Origin of the sequence: Aeromonas sp. 30P, from assembly GCF_051919805.1 — a bacterium.
Taxonomy (GTDB): Bacteria; Pseudomonadota; Gammaproteobacteria; order Enterobacterales; family Aeromonadaceae; genus Aeromonas; species Aeromonas veronii.
Genome location: NZ_JBQBEA010000001.1, coordinates 4,484,019 through 4,500,409 on the forward strand (window position 1 = coordinate 4,484,019; position 16,391 = coordinate 4,500,409).

The following is a 16,391-nucleotide window of genomic DNA, read 5'->3' on the forward strand; positions in this document are numbered from 1 at the left end:
CCATGACTGACAAGACCCTGCACAGCGCCAACGGCGCCCCCGTCGTCGACAACAACAACAGCCTCACCGCCGGCCCGCGCGGCCCCATCCTGATGCAAGATATCTGGTTGATGGAGAAACTCGCCCACTTCGACCGCGAGCGCATTCCCGAGCGGGTGGTTCACGCTAAGGGCTCGGGCGCCTACGGCACCTTTACCGTGACCCACGACATCAGCCAGTTCAGCAAGGCCGATCTGTTCAGCGCCATCGGCAAGCAAACACCGGTGTTCCTGCGTTTCTCCACCGTAGCTGGTGAGAAGGGCGCCGCCGATGCCGAACGCGATGTGCGCGGCTTCGCCCTCAAGTTCTATACCGAGCAGGGCAACTGGGATCTGGTGGGCAACAACACCCCGGTCTTTTTCATCCGCGATCCGCTGAAATTCCCTGACTTCATCCACACCCAGAAGCGGGATCCGCGCACCAACCTGCGCAGCGCCACTGCCGCCTGGGACTTCTGGTCACGCCATCCGGAATCCCTGCATCAGGTCACCATACTGTTCAGCGATCGCGGCATCCCCAAGAGCCTGCGGGAGATGAACGGCTACGGCAGCCACACCTTCAGCTTTATCAACGACGCCAACGAGCGCTTCTGGGTCAAGTTCCACTTCAAGACCGAGCAGGGCCACAGCTTCTACACCGATGAAGAGGCCGCCACCGCCGTCGGGCAGGATAGGGAGACCAGTCAGGCGGATCTGTTCAATGCCATCGAGCGGGGCGACTTCCCGCGCTGGAAGGTCTATGTGCAGGTGATGCCGGAGGCCGAAGCCCAGACTTACAACATCCACCCGTTCGACCTGACCAAGGTGTGGCCGCACAGCGACTACCCGCGGATCCCGGTGGGCATGCTGGAGCTCAACCAGAACCCGGACAACTACTTCGCCCATGTGGAGCAGGCCGCCTTTACCCCGGCCAACGTGGTGCCCGGTATCGGCTTCTCGCCGGATCGCATGTTGCAAGGGCGACTCTTCTCCTACGGTGACACCCAGCGCTATCGCCTTGGCGTCAACCACGGTCTGCTGCCGGTCAACGCCCCGCGCTGCCCGTTCCATCACGGTGCCCATCGTGACGGTGCCATGCGGGCGGACAGCAATGGCGGCGCCAGCCCCAACTATCAGCCGAACCGTTTCGGTACCCAGCAGCCGAGCGAACAGCACGAACCGGCGCTGAGTCTGGAAGGGGCCGCCCTGCACTACGACTTCCGTGACTACGACAGCGACTACTACAGCCAGCCGGGTAACCTGTTCCGCATCATGGACGAGGGGCAGCGTTCACGGCTCGCCGCCAACCTGGCCCGCTCCCTTATCAATGTGGAGGATGACGCCATCGTCGCGGCCCAGCTCAAACACTTCGAGCAGGCCGACCCCGAGTACGCCAAACGGGTCGAACTGGCACTGGCCGCCTTGCAGCGCTAAGCCGCAAGCAGGAAAACTCTACAAAAACAAAACGGGGGCCTGATGGCCCCCGTTCTCGTCATGACGGTATTTGATAAATAAAAAAACAGAGCCCAAGGCTCTGTTTTCACTGCTGTATCAATCCCGGACGGAACGCGCTTCACGCTCTTCCCGCTCCCTTGCCAACAGGCGTTTGTACCACCAGCTACTGCGACGACGTTGTGCATTGGAAGAGCGACGAGCCATTTCTTAGGTTCCAGCCAAGAGAAGAAAGGAGCTGCATTATGCGACAGGGATCACGTCCATGTCTTTAGCTGGATCAAGAAAAGCCTCACTGACCCACGGAAATCGTCTTCTGATCTTTTGCTCCCCGGGTGGCAGGCAACACCACCGCAGGAGAGCGCCAGGCCAGTGGGCCATTGCTCTCGAGGTCGTTCTGCGGGCCGCACTCCAGCCAGATATCTCCCTGCAGAATGCGGGCCCCTTCGGAATATTTCTGATCCGCAAACCAGCAGACCCGCTCGGGCAATGAGCCCAGCGGCAACACCAGCTCGGGACTGGCAGACTCACCCACCACAGTGGTTTTGGACGCGGCCAGAGCGGGGATAAGCCAGAGGGAAGCCAGCAGGCAGAGCAGTACATTTTTCATGAGGGGGATCCTGTTTCGATGGGAGGCATTCTCGAAGAGTCGACCAGCCCCGGAGTTTACTTGACTGACAATCATACTGCCTGCTGGCATTGTGGAACCAATATGGTAGCCTGCCAGCGCCTGCGGGCAGTCTCTCGCTGCCACGCGCAAACTTCCGGTGAATTTGTCACGTTCTGACAAAACATAACCTTATTTATCAAGTCGTTATTTGGATATTATCCCAATGCGTATCATGCCATTATTTCAAGCGGCCTGCCTGAGCCTGATGTTGTCCGCCTGCGTTGCCCCATTGCTGATGATGGGACCCACCAGCCAGCTGATGTGGGCCCTGCTCAAGCCGCTGGTCGGCTTTGACCCGAACGAGGTCAATCTGTTCGAACAACCCCTGATCAAGGATCGGATGACCGCTATCCTTGGCCCCAACTACGACAGCACCATGCAATTGCTCAAGACCGCCAATGAATTGCAGCAGGAGGGTCCGCTGTTTTACGTCGTATCCCGTTACGCACCTGTACCCGATATAGCCAAGCAGGCGGGGATGGTGTGGAACTCGCAAACCAACCAGATGTCTGTGTTGTTGCAAAAAGGGGATGGCACCACCCTGACCTTCGGCGAAAATCTGGCGGGCACGGCACCGACCTGGCCAACCGCCATGCAGGGCTGGCAGACCCCCACCAGCCAGCTCACCCCGACTACCAATGCCCTGACCGGCGCGGCGACCAGTCAGAGTGGCGCCTCCCCCTTCTCCTTGGCAGCGCGCTGGGCACAGTGACTCGCGGCGTCACCGGCTCGCTGACCAACAGCGCAAGTCAGGCTATCAGCGGCGCAGCCTCCCACGCCACCAGACAGGCCACCGGACAGGCCACCCAAGCGGTGAGCCAGAGCGCGACCGACCTGACTCGCAGTGCGACCACCGCAGTCACCGCGCCGGCCAAACAGGCAGCTAGCAGCGCAGCTGCCACCGTGACGCAGGAAGCCACCAAGGCTGTGGCCGCCCCCGCCAAACAGGCCGTCAGCAGCACTGCCGCCACCGTGACGCAAGAAGCGGCCAAAGCCGTTACCACTCCTGCCAAGCAAGCCGTCAGTAGCGCCGCTGCGACCGCGACGCAAGAGGCCACCAAGGCTGTTGCCGCTCCAGCCAAACAGACCGTCAGCAGTGCCGCGGCGACCGTGACACAGGAAGCCACCAAAGCTGTTGTCGCTCCGGCCAAACAGTCAGTCAGCAGTGCCGCCGCTACCGTGAAGCAAGAGGCAACCAAGGCCGTTGCCGATCCAGCCAAACAGGCTGTCAGTGCAGCCTCTCATACGGCCGGAGAGAGCGTCGCCGATGCCGCCAGAGCGGCGGAAGCCAAGGCTCGCGCCAAGGCAGAAGCAGAGATGGAAGCCCTGCTCAAATAAACCAACAGGCCACCGCAAGGTGGCCTGTTTTTTATCCCGCTACCGGATCATGACGTTATGGAAAAGGCCACATAGACTGTTAGGTAACTACCCGCACAAGGAGTGCATCATGCGTCGTCTGCTCCCTGCTCTCGCTTTTCTCGCTCTGTTTATCGCGCTCCCGGCTCCGGCACTTATCTACTATTCGGAGCAGAACATGCCACTCAATGGCCAGGATAAAAATGGTCAGCCTGTGGGGTTGGCGGTCGAGTTGCTGCGCCTGATATGGCGCGAAATGGGAGAGCCGGAGCAACCCATCCACTTTCTGCCCTGGGCCCGCGGCTGGTATCTGCTGACCCAACAGCAAGAGGCCGTGCTCTTTACCACGGCGCATACCAAGGAGCGGGATCCCCACTTCCTCTGGGTCTGCCCCATCAGCCACTCCAGGGTCGCGCTGGTCGGCCGCAAGCAGGATGCCCCCAAAGTGGCCAGCAAAGCGGATCTCGCCAAGCTGCAGATCGGCGTGATGCAGGCGGATGTCGGGGAACAGTTGCTACTCAACCGCGGGATCAGCCCGAGCAATATGATGTCGGTGGAGCGCATGGATCAGGTGGTGCGCCAGCTCATCATGGCGCGCACCGACCTGGTAGCGGGCAACGAGGTGATGTTGCGCCATCAGGCCAAGGAGTTGGGTTTTCCCAGCGAGGATTTTGTCACCGTCGCGATCATTGAAGAGCAGGACAACTGCTTCGCCTTCAACCTGAGGGCAGACAAGCAACAGGTTGCCCGCCTGCAACAGGCGCTGGACAAGGTCAAACAGGGGGATGAATACAAGCAGCTGATGAAGCGCTACCAGTTGCTCAGTATCCTGCCCGAAACCACTCCCACCATCCCGCGCCTCGAGTAACCCCGGCCCGCCCTATGGCGGGCTCGTTGTATCTCCCGCCGATGACGCCTGCGATGCCTCTACCGGCGCCGTAATGAGGTGGTTCAGAAAGAGATTGAACAGCTCGGCCCGCGAGCCGAGCCGCAGTTTGCCATAGAGATGCTTGCGGTGATTCTTCACCGTGCCGCTGCCAATCCCGAGCGCTGCGGCAATCGCCTCGGTATCCAGCCCCTGCAGCAGCAACTCCGCCACCTGCCGCTCGCGCCGGGTGAGCAGATCCCCCCCGACAGTCGACATAGCCTGCTCCACTGCACTCCGGAGGCTGGCGCTGTCTGGCAGCACAGTGCTCTGGGCCAGCAGCGGCTGGCTCTGCCGCCACTGCTGACGACAGAGCGAATGTACCAGCGGGAACAGCTGCTCCAGCCTTGCCAGCTCGTCACGGCTGAGGGTGCTGCGCTTGTCGAGTCGCCCCAGAAACAGCATCAGCGTCAGTCCGTCCCGCACCGGCAGGATCAGTCCCACCTCTTCCTGCCAGCCGGTGGCCTGATAGAAGTGGTGGCGATATTCGGGATCGAGCCGCCCTTGGGAGACCTGCGCCAGGGTCCAGACGCCGGCAGGCAAGCCCTGCTCCAGCGCCTGCATAAAGGGATCCTGACTGAAGTGGCTGGTGAGGTAGCGATCAAACAGCAGAGCCCGCTGATGGTTGAGGTTGTCGTAGAGGTAGACGGGGCGCTGTCCCACACCGAGCAGCAGCGCGCAATCAAACGCCACCTGTTGCTGGATCAGCCGCACCAGCGCCGCCGGAAAGGCGCTGCTGTGCAGGGCATCGACCACCTCGGTCATGCTGCGGGTCAAGGCATCTGTAGTGAATGGCTGGGTCATGGTGGCACGTTTCCGGTGACGGGGAGCGATTCCCCGCTATGGCTGAATGCTAGCACGAGAGTGGCAAAACTGTCCCTCAGGGGACATATCCACCACCGGCCAGAACGGCGAGGATGACGGTTTTTCCCCCTGCTGTTGGAGAACCCATGATCAACCCCCACCTGCTCGATGAGCTGACCGAGCGCGGCCTTGTGGCCCAGAATTCCGACCCGGCGGCCCTGGCCGATCATCTTGCCACCCCGCGCACCGTCTATTGCGGGTTCGATCCCACCGCTGGCAGCCTGCATATCGGTCATCTGGTGCCGCTCTTGATGCTGCGCCGCTTCCAGCTGGCTGGGCACACCCCGGTGGCACTGGTGGGCGGGGCGACAGGTCTTATCGGCGATCCCAGCTTCAAGGCGACCGAGCGCAGCCTCAACAGTGCCGATACCGTGCAGGCTTGGGTCGCCAGCCTGTCGGCCCAAATCAGGGCGCTGCTGCCCGCCGATGATGGCCTGTCGGCCCCGCAACTGGTCAACAATGGCGACTGGATGGGGCAGATGTCCGCCCTCGATTTTCTGCGGGATATCGGCAAGCACTTCTCGGTCAACGCCATGCTGGCGCGGGAATCGGTGCGCCAGCGGCTGGCCCGTCCGGATCAGGGCATCTCGTTCACCGAGTTCTCCTACGCTCTGCTGCAATCCTACGACTTTGCGGTGCTGCACCAGCGGCTCGGCTGCACCCTGCAGATTGGCGGCAACGACCAGTGGGGCAATATCACCAGCGGCATGGATCTCACCCGTCGCCTCCATCAGGCTCAGGTGCACGGCATGACCCTGCCCCTCATCACCAAGGCAGACGGCACCAAGTTCGGCAAGACCGAGGGGGGCGCGGTCTGGCTCGATCCGGCGCTCACCTCCCCTTACGCCTTCTACCAGTTCTGGCTCGGCACCGCGGATGAGGATGTCTACCGCTTCCTGCGCTACTACAGCTTTATGTCGCTGAGCGAGATTGATGCACTGGAGGCGGAAGACGCAAAGCGGCAGGGGCGCAAGCAGGCCCAGCAGGTGCTGGCCGACGAGCTGACCGAGCTGGTACACGGCAAGGCGGCGCTGGCGGCGGTGCAGCGCATCAGCGAGTTGCTGTTTAGCGGCGATGTGGCCCGCCTCGGCGAGAGCGATCTGGCCCAGCTGGCGCAGGATGGCATGCCATGCAGCACCGTCAGCGGCGAGACGGATCTGGTCAGCCTGCTGGTCAGCTGCGGTCTGGCGAACTCCAAACGCATCGCCCGCGAGCTGCTGGCGGCGGGGGCCATCAGCCTCAATGGTGTGATCAAGCAGGATGAACAGCTGAGTACCAATGATCGGCTGTTTGGTCGCTACCTGCTGCTGCGCCGGGGCAAGAAGCAGTATCACCTGGTGGAGTGGCAATAAGCCGCAGGGCGGGGAGCTCAGCTTCCCCGCCCGCACCCTGAATCCCTTTTGAATCCCGAGTTGCGATCCCCCTCACAGCCTCTCCCGTCAGCAGCCACCATACTGGCACCGGCGAACATGGAGTACGCCACACAATCTGTTCCTCACGAATCAACAAGGATGCTGATGATGAAGAGATGGCTTCTGGTGCTGCTCTGCACCCTGCCCATGCTGGCACACGCCAGCGGATACACCCAGACCCGCTACCCCATAGTGCTGGTGCACGGCCTGTTCGGCTTCGACAAGCTGCTCGGGGTCGATTACTTCTACGGCATTCCCCAGGCCCTGAGCCGGGATGGTGCCAAAGTCTACGTGGCTCAGGTATCGGCCACCGCCAGTTCGGAACAACGGGGGGAGCAACTGCTCGCCCAGGTTGAGCTGCTGCTGGCGGCCACCGGCGCCGAGAAGGTCAACCTGATCGGCCACTCCCACGGCGGCCCTACCATCCGCTATGTCGCCTCGGTCGCCCCCGAGCTGGTCGCCTCCGCCACCAGCGTCGGCGGGGTCAACTACGGATCCGAGATTGCCGATCTGGTGCGGGCCAATGCCGCCCCCGGCTCGGCCGCCGAGAAGCTGGCTGCCGCCGCAGCCCACGCCCTCTCCGGCATGATTTCACTGCTCTCGGGCGGGAGCCAGCTGCCGCAAGATCCGGTCGCAGCCCTCGATGCCCTCACCAGCAAGGGGGCCAGCCAGTTCAACCAGCGCTACCCGGAGGGGCTGCCCAGCCGCTATTGCGGCGAGGGGCCGATGCAGGCCAGCAACGGCGTCTACTACTTCTCCTGGAGCGGGCGCGGCAACCTGACCAATCTGCTGGATCCGGTGGATCCTGCTCTGGCGCTGACCGGCGCCTTCTTCAAGGAGCCCAATGACGGACTGGTCGGAGTCTGCAGCAGTCACCTCGGCAAGGTGATCGGCACCGGCTACCGGATGAACCATCTGGATGAGGTGAACCAGTCCTTCGGCATCCACCATCTGTTCGAGACCGATCCGGTCACCCTCTATCGCCAGCATGCCAACCGTCTCAAGGAGCTGGGACTATGAAGATAGCCACCCTGCTCGTCGTGCCCTGCGCCATCACCCTGCTGCTTGGCGGGGTGTTGCTCTGGCCCACGGCACCGACGACAGACTCATCCCCTGCTCAAGCCAGCCAGCATGCACAGAGCCACCCGCACGATCCCGAGCAGGAGGCCGCCGATGCCCTGCAGGCGCGCTATCGCACCTTTGTCTCCGCCCAAAGCAGCCTGACGGTGCCCACCGAGATCTCCCTCGCCAGCTTGCAGATCCTGTTTGACGAGCGGGAGCAGCTGCGCCAGCAGAGCTTTACCCCGGCCGAGCAGGCCCAGCTGTTTGCCGAGGATCGGCTGATGGAGCAGTTGACCCTGCGGCGCAGGGCGCTGGCGGAGGCGAGAGACAGCGACAAGTCGCAGCTGGCCAGCGAGCTGGATCTCTGGCTGGCGGAGCAACCGGGCTGGTTTCGCGAGGCGGAGGCCAACAGCCGTCTGCTTGAGGAGTTGCAAGGGCTGGCGCAGATGGACCCGGCCAAACGGGAGACTCTGCTGCTGGATACGGGGGGGCCGGAAGCGGTGGATCGGATGCGCCAGCTGGAGCAGAACCGGCAAGGGTTCGAGGAGCAGCTCAGCGGCTTTCTGGCCGATCTCAGACAACTGCCGAACGAGGCCCGGGCCGAACAGCAGCAGGAGCTGCTGGCCCGCTGGTTCGAACCCGGACAGTGGCGCCGGGTCGAGGCACTCACCCGGCTCAATCTGGGGGAGCCACACACCGAATGAGAAGGGGGCCCGTGATGGGCCCCCTTGCTATTGCGCTTATTGCGGCTTGTTGGCACCCGGCAGCGGCTGCCAGGTGAGGCGGGTCACCTGAGTGCCCTGCACCTCGCACTTGAGGCTCAGCTCCTGCCACCCCTTATCCTGACGCAGGGAGACCTCCCCTTCGATCCCCTGCTCGCCAATCTTCAGCTTATCCTGCTCGAAGATCACCTTGTCGCCGTGGGCGAGATCCATCAGCTTACCGTTGCAGAGCCAGTGAGCGAGATCCGCCCCCTTCAGCTTGACGCCCCCCTTGGCCACCTTCTGTTCGGCCGCGCTCACCACAAACAGCTTGCTCAGCTCGGCGGCCCGCTTGGTGAGCCACTCCTGACGCTGCTGCATGCTCATCTTGCTGACGAACTCGGCGGGCTGCCCCTTCTCGTCCAGCCACTGGGTCAGCTTGCCGCTGTCATCAAAGGCGAACTGGGCGGCGGGCTCTTTGACCCCGAACAGCTTGCCGCCCTTGAAGTAGTAGCGGCTCTCCCCTTCCAGCTTGCCCAGCTCGTTCATGATGGGCACGGCGATGATGACGGGGGCGCCATCGATCCAGGCCTTGATATCGACGCCGTCATGGCTGAATTGACGGGTATCGAGGGCGCTCTCGGCCCCCTTCTCCATCAGGGTAAACTGCTCGGCGAGAGAAGCGGCCAGAGAAGGGAGGGAGCAGAATCCCAAGGTCAGCGCGATCGCTGTGTTGCGCATTGAGTTGTACATAACACTCCTGTGATGGGCCATCCGGCCCGTGGTTAACTCTCTGTCAGCCAGGCCCGCAGCCCTTCCCGGTGAGCATCGCTCAGGGGCAGGGATTGGCGGGCCCGGTAGTCAAAATGGATCAGGGTCGTTTCGGCGGTGACGGCCAGTTCGCCGCCCTGCCAGGCCTCCTGCCAGACCGTAAAGGAGCTGGTGCCGATGCGGCGCACGCCGGTCTTGATGGTGACCGGCTGGCCGTAGAACAGCTCCCGTTTGAACTGCACCGTATAGCCCGCGATGATCAGGTGCCAGTTATGCACATCCAGATCGGGGGAGAAGATCCGGAACAGGGGATCTCGCGCCGATTCGAACCAAACCGCCGGCACCGTATTGTTGATATGGCCGAGGGCATCCGTCTCCTGAAAGCGGGGTTGGATCTGCATTTCCAGCATGGGTTGACTCCTTGTCTCTTTGTTTCTGTCCTTGTCCGTTCATGGGACATCAGTGGCCAATGGGTGGCCGCCGGGCATCATCAGCGGATCAGCATGTTACATGATACTGCTGGCCCAAGCACAGGGATGCCAGCGGCCCTGCGCGACCGGCCAGCAGGTGTCGCAGCGCGGCGGATGGTAGGGCTGCACAGAAAAGCGGGCAGTAAAAAGCCCCGCACATCTTGGCTGTGCGGGGCTGGTGCAGATAACCAAACGGCTTGGGGACTAGCCGAGCAGATCGAAGCGATCCGCATTCATCACCTTGTTCCAGGCGGTGATGAAGTCACAGACAAACTTCTCCTTGTTGTCATCCTGGGCATAGACCTCAGCATAAGCGCGCAGCACCGAATTGGAGCCGAACACCAGATCCACCCGGGTGGCCGTCCATTTCAGGGCGCCGCTGCGGCGATCGCGGATCTCGTAGAGATTGCTCGCTTTCGGCAGCCACTGGTAGCCCATGTCGGTCAGGTTGACGAAGAAGTCGTTGCTGAGTACCCCGACCCGATCGGTAAAGACCCCGTGCCCGGTACCGCCGTGGTTGGTGCCGAGCACCCGCATCCCGCCGACCAGCGCCGTCATCTCGCAGGCGGTGAGCCCCATCAGCTGAGCGCGATCCAGCAGCAACTCCTCCGCCGTCACCACATAGTCCTGCTTCAGCCAGTTGCGGAAGCCGTCGGCCAGCGGCTCCAGCACCTCGAACGAGGCCACATCGGTCTGAGCCTGAGTGGCGTCCCCCCGGCCAGGCGCAAACGGCACGCTCACCGTCACCCCGGCTGCCTGGGCAGCCTGCTCGATGGCGAGGTTGCCCCCCAGCACGATGAGATCCGCGACGCTGACGCCACACTCGGCCGCGAGCTTGTCATAGACCGCCAGCACCTTCGCCAGCCTCGCCGGTTCGTTGCCCGGCCAATCCTTCTGCGGCGCCAGCCGGATGCGGGCACCGTTGGCGCCACCCCGCTTGTCGGAGCCACGGAAGGTACGGGCACTATCCCAGGCGGTACTCACCCGCTCGCTGATGGAGAGGCCGCTGGCGGCAATCCTGGCCTTCACCGCCGCCACGTCATAATCGGCACGTCCGGCAGGCACCGGATCCTGCCAGATCAGATCTTCTGTCGGCACATAGGGGCCGACATAGCGGCTCTTCGGCCCCATATCCCTGTGGGTCAGCTTGAACCAGGCGCGGGCGAAGGCGTCGGAGAAGGCCGCCGGGTCATCGCGGAAGCGCTCGGCAATCTTGCGATACTCGGGATCGAATTTGAGCGCCATGTCGGCATCCGTCATCATGGGTTTGCAGCGGATCGACGGGTCCTCCACATCCACCGGCATATCCTCTTCGGCGATATTGATCGGTTCCCACTGATGGGCCCCCGCCGGAGATTTTTGCAACCACCAGTCGTACTTGAACAGCAGATCGAAGTAGCCGTTGTCCCATTGGGTCGGGTGGGTGGTCCAGGCCCCTTCGATGCCGCTGGTCACAGTGTTGCGGCCGATGCCGCGGCTGTGGTGATTGATCCAGCCCAGTCCCTGCTCCTCGAGGCTGGCCCCTTCCGGCTCGGGCCCAAGCTGTTTGGCGTCGCCGTTGCCGTGAGCCTTGCCGACTGTGTGGCCACCGGCGGTCAGTGCCACCGTCTCTTCGTCATCCATCGCCATGCGGGCGAAGGTGACCCGCATATCCTGCGCGGTTTTCAGGGGATCGGGCTGGCCATCCACCCCTTCCGGGTTGACGTAGATAAGCCCCATCATCACCGCCGCCAGCGGGTTTTCCAGATCCCGCTCGCCGGAGTAACGACCGCCCGGCTTGCCGCTGGGCGCCAGCCATTCCTTCTCCGATCCCCAGTAGATATCCTTCTCCGGGTGCCAGATATCCTCGCGGCCAAAGGCGAAGCCGAAGGTCTTGAGCCCCATGGACTCATAGGCCACGGTGCCCGCCAGAATGATCAGATCGGCCCAGCTGATCTTGTTGCCGTACTTCTTCTTGATGGGCCACAGCAGGCGACGGGCCTTGTCGAGGTTGGCGTTATCCGGCCAGGAGTTGAGAGGGGCGAAACGCTGGTTGCCGCTGCCACCGCCGCCGCGGCCATCGGCGATGCGGTAAGTCCCGGCCGAGTGCCAGGCCATGCGGATCATCAGGCCGCCGTAGTGGCCCCAGTCGGCGGGCCACCACTCCTGACTGTCGGTCATCAGGGCTGTCACATCCTGCTTGAGGGCCGCCATATCGAGCCCCTTCAAGGCTTCCCGATAGTTGAAACCGGCCCCCAGCGGATTGGTCTTGGTATCGTGTTGGTGAAGAATGTCGAGGTTGAGGCTCTTCGGCCACCACTCCATTCTGGACGTCTCGACGGAGGTGGTTCCCCCGTGCATGACCGGGCATTTTCCTGCGGAACTGTCTGAATTGTTGCTCATCGTTTTCCTCATTTGCTCTGCTGTCCATAACCTGAAACAGCATGGCACAGAGGCGTGACACAAACTGTGCAGCAGCGGCCGATTTACGGATCTTTCACGCAAGCGGCCACGGAGCACTCGTCGGCCGCGACAGAAATTGGACGAACTATGGCGCCTCTGCGGGCTGATGGGGCGGTTCCGGCCGCAACCAGGCGCTGCGAAAATCGAACCAGCCGAGCGCTGTCATCCGCACCCCGTGCACGCCGACCCGGCTCTCCAGCTCCAGCCAGTGGTGAAACAGCGGCACAAACCAGCTCTGCTGCTGCACAGTTGCCAGCAGGGCGCGGGGGCCAGGCTCCTCACCGCTGGCGCGCCACTGCATCAACCCTTGCCACAGCTCGTACTGGCTGCTCCACACCTTGCGCAGCAACGGGGTGCCCTGCAACCAGGCGTAGGGGGCAAAGGGGCCGGCATGTTCGAGGTTGAGGGTGCCGAGCCAGAGATCCACGTCTTCATCCTCGCCACTCACCCAACGACCGTAATCGAGGGTGCGCACCTCGAGCCTGATCCCCTGTTCGGCCAGCAGGCTGCTCATGGCGTTGGCGCACTCGTTGAACTCCAGATGCTGGTTGAAGCAGGCAAGCACCAAGGTCGTCGGCAACTGCGCCGGTGTGGGCAAGGGCGCGGGTAGCGCTTCGCGCCAGTGGGGCAGCAGGCCGAGGGCGGTGGTCCAGCCCCGTTGCAACTCGGGGGCGACCCGCCCCATCAGAACCACCGGATTGAGCAGTTGGCCGAGCCACTGGCGCAGGGCGGGATCCTGCAAGGATCCGGAACGATCGTCCTGCAACAGGAAGTAGCAGCCCGACTCCAGCTCCGATTCGCCGCGCATGGTGCCGAGCTCAGGGCTGTCGCGTCCCAGCTGCAGGTGGGTCTCCAGCCGCTCCGCCAGCTCCGGCAGCATCCAGATATCGATCTCGTCGAGCAGGGCGCGCAGGCCGAAGTAGTCGTCAAACGCCGCAAGGCAAAGATGCAGTGGATCGTTGGCGGCCACCCGGTAAGGGCCGGTGCCCACCGGTTGCAGGGCAAATCCCGCCTCCCCCTTGAGCTCCCGTGGCAAAATGGTCGCCACCGGCTCTGCCAGCAGGTGGGGCAGCCAGGGGTCCGGGCTGTCGAGATAGAGATCCAGGGTGCGCGGCCAGGGGCTCTCCAGCCGAGCCAGATGTGCAAACAGCGGGCGATCCCGCAGGGCCAGCAGGCTCTCCATCACATCTTCCACCACCAGCTCGCGACCGTGGTGAAAGCGCACCGCCGGGCGCAGGTAGAAACGCCAGTGACAGGGGCCCAGACACTCCCAGTGGTGGGCGAGATCCCCTTCAATTTCCCCATTTTCCTCATTTCGCCGGGTGAGGCCGTTGAAGATCTGGCGGCTCAGGTGAATTTCGGAGCGGCGCATCGGGCCGGTGGGCAGCAATTGCGGCAGCGGCCGATAGTAGGGCACCCGCAGGATCTGGCGCCCCTCGCGGGTGGCCTGACCGAGCTGTTCGATCAGCAACGGAGTGAGCAAATCGAGGCGATCCTCGGCCAGCCGCACCGCCTGCGCCAGCTGGCCCTGACTGAGCAGATCCCGCAAGCGGCGCCGGGTGAGGCTCTCCTGACTATCGAGCAAGGTGAGTCGGGAGCGCCGCCCCCGCCCCGCTTCCGCCGACCAGCTGAGCCAGCCCTGATCCTGCATCCGCCGCAGCAGCAGGCGAGCGTTGCGCGGGGTGCAGCAGAGCAGATCCGCCACCTCGGCGAGGCTGATCTCCCGCTCGTCGCTGCCAAGCAGCTGGGCGAGTCGTTGAAATTGCTGGTAGAGGCGACCGGTCGGCATAAAAGAGGAAATCCTGTTGCTATAAGTCATCAGTTTTTACTTCCGCATTTTAGCTCAATACTGCTGATGAACGTGAGAACCACAGCAGAGGAGCACCATCATGAGCCACGCCAATCCCCTCAAACCGAACCGGATCCAGCAGACCTTGCGCCGTTACTTCAAGCGGATCCTGCCGCGCCCGCTGCCACTTATCGAAGATCCCATGCAGCAGCTCAACCGCCTGATGCAGTGGGATATGAACCAGATCGATGACAAGGAGTATCGCCGTCGTCTCTGAGTGCGGGCCATACCAACCACTCGGGACACGCATCCCCTGCGGGCGACATTGCTTTGCCGGATCTTGCTGTTTACATCGGCCACGGGCCTGATAGATTGGACGTCTATCCATCTATAACTGCCATAAGCAACATCCAACAAGGAGTGTGTGATGAAAGATGCGACCCTGGCCCTGCACCACGGCTTTTCCAACGACCCCACCACCAAGGCGGTCGCCGTGCCCATCTACCAGACGGTGGCCTACGAGTTCGAGAGCGCCCAGCACGGGGCGGATCTGTTCAATCTGGCGGTGCCGGGCAACATCTACACCCGCATCATGAACCCCACCAACGATGTGCTGGAGCAGCGGATGGCTGCGCTGGAAGGGGGGATCGCCGCGCTGGTGGTCTCGGCAGGTTCCGCCGCCATCACCTACGCCATTCAGGCGCTGACCGCCGCCGGTGACAACATAGTCTCCACGCCCCAGCTCTATGGCGGCACCTACACCTTGTTCGCCCACATGCTGCCGAGTTTCGGGGTCGAGGTGCGCTTCGCCAAGGATGACAGCGCCGAAGCCATCGCCGCCCTTATCGACGACAAGACCAAGGCGGTCTACTGCGAGAGCATCGGCAACCCGGCGGGCAACATCGTCGATCTGGCCGCGCTGGCCAAGGCCGCCCACGCCCGCGGCGTGCCGCTAATCGTCGACAACACGGTCGCCACTCCGGTGCTCTGCAAACCCATCGAACATGGTGCTGACATCGTCGTCCACAGCCTGACCAAATATGTCGGCGGCCACGGCAACTCGCTGGGCGGCGTGGTGGTCGACTCGGGCAAGTTCCCCTGGGCGGATCACGCCGAGCGCTTCCCCCAGCTGACCAAACCAGAGCCCTCCTACCACGGGGTGGTCTATACCGAGGCCTTTGGTCCGGCTGCCTTTATCGGGCGGGTACGCACCGTGCCGCTGCGCAATACCGGCGCAGCGCTGGCGCCGATGAACGCCTTCCTGCTGCTGCAGGGGTTGGAGACCCTGAGCCTGCGCATGGAGCGCCACGTGGACAACGCCCTGCGGGTCGCCCATCACCTCAAGCATCACCCCAAGGTGGCCTGGGTCAGCTATGCCGGTCTGCCGGGCCACCCGCACTATCTGCTGGCAGAGAAGTACATGGCCGGTCGCCCCTCGGCCATCCTCTCGTTCGGTCTGAAGGATGGTTACGAGGCGGGCGTGCGCTTCTACGATGCGCTCAAGATCTTCAAGCGGCTGGTCAACATCGGCGATGCCAAGTCGCTGGCCTGCCACCCCGCCTCCACCACCCATCGCCAGTTGAGCGAGGAGGAGCAGGCCAAGGCCGGGGTGAAACCGGAGATGATCCGGCTGTCGGTCGGGATCGAGGCGATCGAGGACATACTGGCGGACCTGGATCAGGCGCTGGAGGCCTGAGTCAGTCAGCAAGGGAGCGGGCATCAGCCCGCTCTTTTTTAGCCATCGGTGAACCGCCATCCTCGCCTGCTCGTATACCCCATCCTGCCACCGAATCGAGGTCGTTATGATAGTCCTGCACCACCTGAACAAATCCCGCTCCCAGCGCATTATCTGGCTGCTCGAAGAGCTGGGCCAGCCCTATGAGATCAAGGCGTATCAGCGCGATGCCACCACCTTTCTGGCACCGCCCGAGCTCAAAGCCATCCACCCCCTCGGCAAGTCGCCGGTCATCGAGTTCGACGGCCGGGTGCTGGCGGAATCGGGCGCCATCACCGAGTACCTGATCGCCCGCTACGCCGCCGAGCGGCTGGCACCGGCACCAGATAGCCCGGAGTATCCCGAATATCTGCAGTGGCTCCACTTTGCCGAGAGCTCCGGCATCCTGCCGCTGCTGCTCGACATGTTCGTGCGCAAGGATGGCAGCCCGATGCGCTTCCTGCCGGACTACGCCAAGGCGGAGTGTGCCAAGGTGCTGGGCTACCTCAATGAGGTACTGGCGAATCGCCACTATCTGGTGGGGGATCGCCTCTCCGGCGCCGACATCATGAACTCCTTTCTGGTGGATCTGCTGGCGCAAAGCGGCCAGCTGGCCCACTTCCCGCATCTGCAAGCCTACTGGCAGCGGCTCAATACCCATCCGGCCCGTCAGAAGGCGGTAAGCTGGAGCGCGAGCTGGATCAGCGCCCCTGACCCGAGTCGCCATCATGCAAAACGCCCCGACT

General features: G+C 63.1%; 13 protein-coding genes and 2 pseudogenes. 9 read left to right on the plus strand and 6 right to left on the minus strand.

Going from position 1 to position 16,391, the window contains the following annotated elements; all coding sequences use genetic code 11:
- Positions 1-2: 2 nt before the first annotated feature.
- Entirely contained in the window at positions 3-1,451 is a 1,449-nt protein-coding gene (locus ACTG2B_RS21355; RefSeq protein WP_439996814.1) for a catalase, read from the plus strand.
- Between the two features lie 310 nt (positions 1,452-1,761).
- Here ACTG2B_RS21355 and ACTG2B_RS21360 read toward each other — a convergent pair whose 3' ends face one another.
- Positions 1,762-2,079: a YnjH family protein gene (locus ACTG2B_RS21360; RefSeq protein ID WP_139460868.1), complete on the minus strand. Its 318-nt coding sequence runs from the start codon at positions 2,077-2,079 to the stop codon at positions 1,762-1,764.
- Between the two features lie 223 nt (positions 2,080-2,302).
- Between ACTG2B_RS21360 and ACTG2B_RS21365 the strand changes: the two are divergent.
- Positions 2,303-3,477: pseudogene (locus ACTG2B_RS21365) on the plus strand (hypothetical protein).
- 109 nt (positions 3,478-3,586) lie between these two features.
- Positions 3,587-4,363, plus strand: a complete 777-nt coding sequence (locus tag ACTG2B_RS21370; RefSeq protein WP_439996815.1) for a substrate-binding periplasmic protein — start codon at positions 3,587-3,589, stop codon at positions 4,361-4,363.
- A 12-nt stretch (positions 4,364-4,375) separates the two neighbouring features.
- Here ACTG2B_RS21370 and ACTG2B_RS21375 read toward each other — a convergent pair whose 3' ends face one another.
- Entirely contained in the window at positions 4,376-5,224 is an 849-nt protein-coding gene (locus ACTG2B_RS21375; RefSeq protein ID WP_411241554.1) for a helix-turn-helix transcriptional regulator, read from the minus strand.
- A 146-nt stretch (positions 5,225-5,370) separates the two neighbouring features.
- On the opposite strand from ACTG2B_RS21375, the gene tyrS reads away from it, so the two are divergent.
- The 3 genes from tyrS to ACTG2B_RS21390 all read left to right on the plus strand — a co-directional run bounded on the left by tyrS (position 5,371) and on the right by ACTG2B_RS21390 (position 8,462).
- The gene (tyrS, locus tag ACTG2B_RS21380) at positions 5,371-6,636 is read left to right on the plus strand and encodes a tyrosine--tRNA ligase (RefSeq protein ID WP_439996816.1); all 1,266 of its coding nucleotides are present in this window, start codon (positions 5,371-5,373) and stop codon (positions 6,634-6,636) included.
- Positions 6,637-6,804: 168 nt separating this feature from the next.
- Positions 6,805-7,716 carry a lipase family alpha/beta hydrolase gene (locus ACTG2B_RS21385; protein ID WP_136501650.1) on the plus strand — a complete coding sequence of 304 codons (912 nt, stop codon included), beginning with the start codon at positions 6,805-6,807 and terminating at the stop codon, positions 7,714-7,716.
- Positions 7,713-8,462 (plus strand): lipase secretion chaperone, encoded by a 750-nt coding sequence (locus ACTG2B_RS21390; RefSeq protein ID WP_439996817.1) that lies wholly within the window; start codon positions 7,713-7,715, stop codon positions 8,460-8,462. Before ACTG2B_RS21385 ends, ACTG2B_RS21390 begins: the two co-directional genes overlap by 4 nt.
- Positions 8,463-8,498: 36 nt before the next feature.
- Here the strand turns inward: ACTG2B_RS21390 and ACTG2B_RS21395 are convergent, their stop codons facing one another.
- From ACTG2B_RS21395 to sgrR, 4 genes are all read right to left on the minus strand, one after another.
- Positions 8,499-9,200 (minus strand): hypothetical protein, encoded by a 702-nt coding sequence (locus ACTG2B_RS21395; RefSeq protein WP_041915436.1) that lies wholly within the window; start codon positions 9,198-9,200, stop codon positions 8,499-8,501.
- A gap of 44 nt (positions 9,201-9,244) precedes the next feature.
- Positions 9,245-9,640, minus strand: coding sequence for an acyl-CoA thioesterase (locus ACTG2B_RS21400; protein WP_005336457.1), 396 nt, complete (start codon positions 9,638-9,640; stop codon positions 9,245-9,247).
- 264 nt (positions 9,641-9,904) lie between these two features.
- Positions 9,905-12,082: a catalase/peroxidase HPI gene (gene katG, locus ACTG2B_RS21405; RefSeq protein WP_429073882.1), complete on the minus strand. Its 2,178-nt coding sequence runs from the start codon at positions 12,080-12,082 to the stop codon at positions 9,905-9,907.
- A 145-nt stretch (positions 12,083-12,227) separates the two neighbouring features.
- Complete coding sequence (gene sgrR / locus ACTG2B_RS21410; RefSeq protein ID WP_439996818.1) at positions 12,228-13,931, minus strand: HTH-type transcriptional regulator SgrR; 1,704 nt, start codon at positions 13,929-13,931, stop codon at positions 12,228-12,230.
- A 100-nt stretch (positions 13,932-14,031) separates the two neighbouring features.
- On the opposite strand from sgrR, the gene ACTG2B_RS21415 reads away from it, so the two are divergent.
- The 3 genes and pseudogenes from ACTG2B_RS21415 (at position 14,032) to ACTG2B_RS21425 (ending at position 16,359) form a co-directional block, all read left to right on the plus strand.
- The gene (locus ACTG2B_RS21415) at positions 14,032-14,208 is read left to right on the plus strand and encodes a hypothetical protein (protein WP_005336463.1); all 177 of its coding nucleotides are present in this window, start codon (positions 14,032-14,034) and stop codon (positions 14,206-14,208) included.
- Positions 14,209-14,358: 150 nt separating this feature from the next.
- Complete coding sequence (locus tag ACTG2B_RS21420) at positions 14,359-15,627, plus strand: O-acetylhomoserine aminocarboxypropyltransferase/cysteine synthase family protein (RefSeq protein WP_005355241.1); 1,269 nt, start codon at positions 14,359-14,361, stop codon at positions 15,625-15,627.
- Positions 15,628-15,733: 106 nt separating this feature from the next.
- A pseudogene (locus tag ACTG2B_RS21425) lies at positions 15,734-16,359 on the plus strand (glutathione S-transferase family protein).
- Positions 16,360-16,391 lie beyond the last annotated feature (32 nt).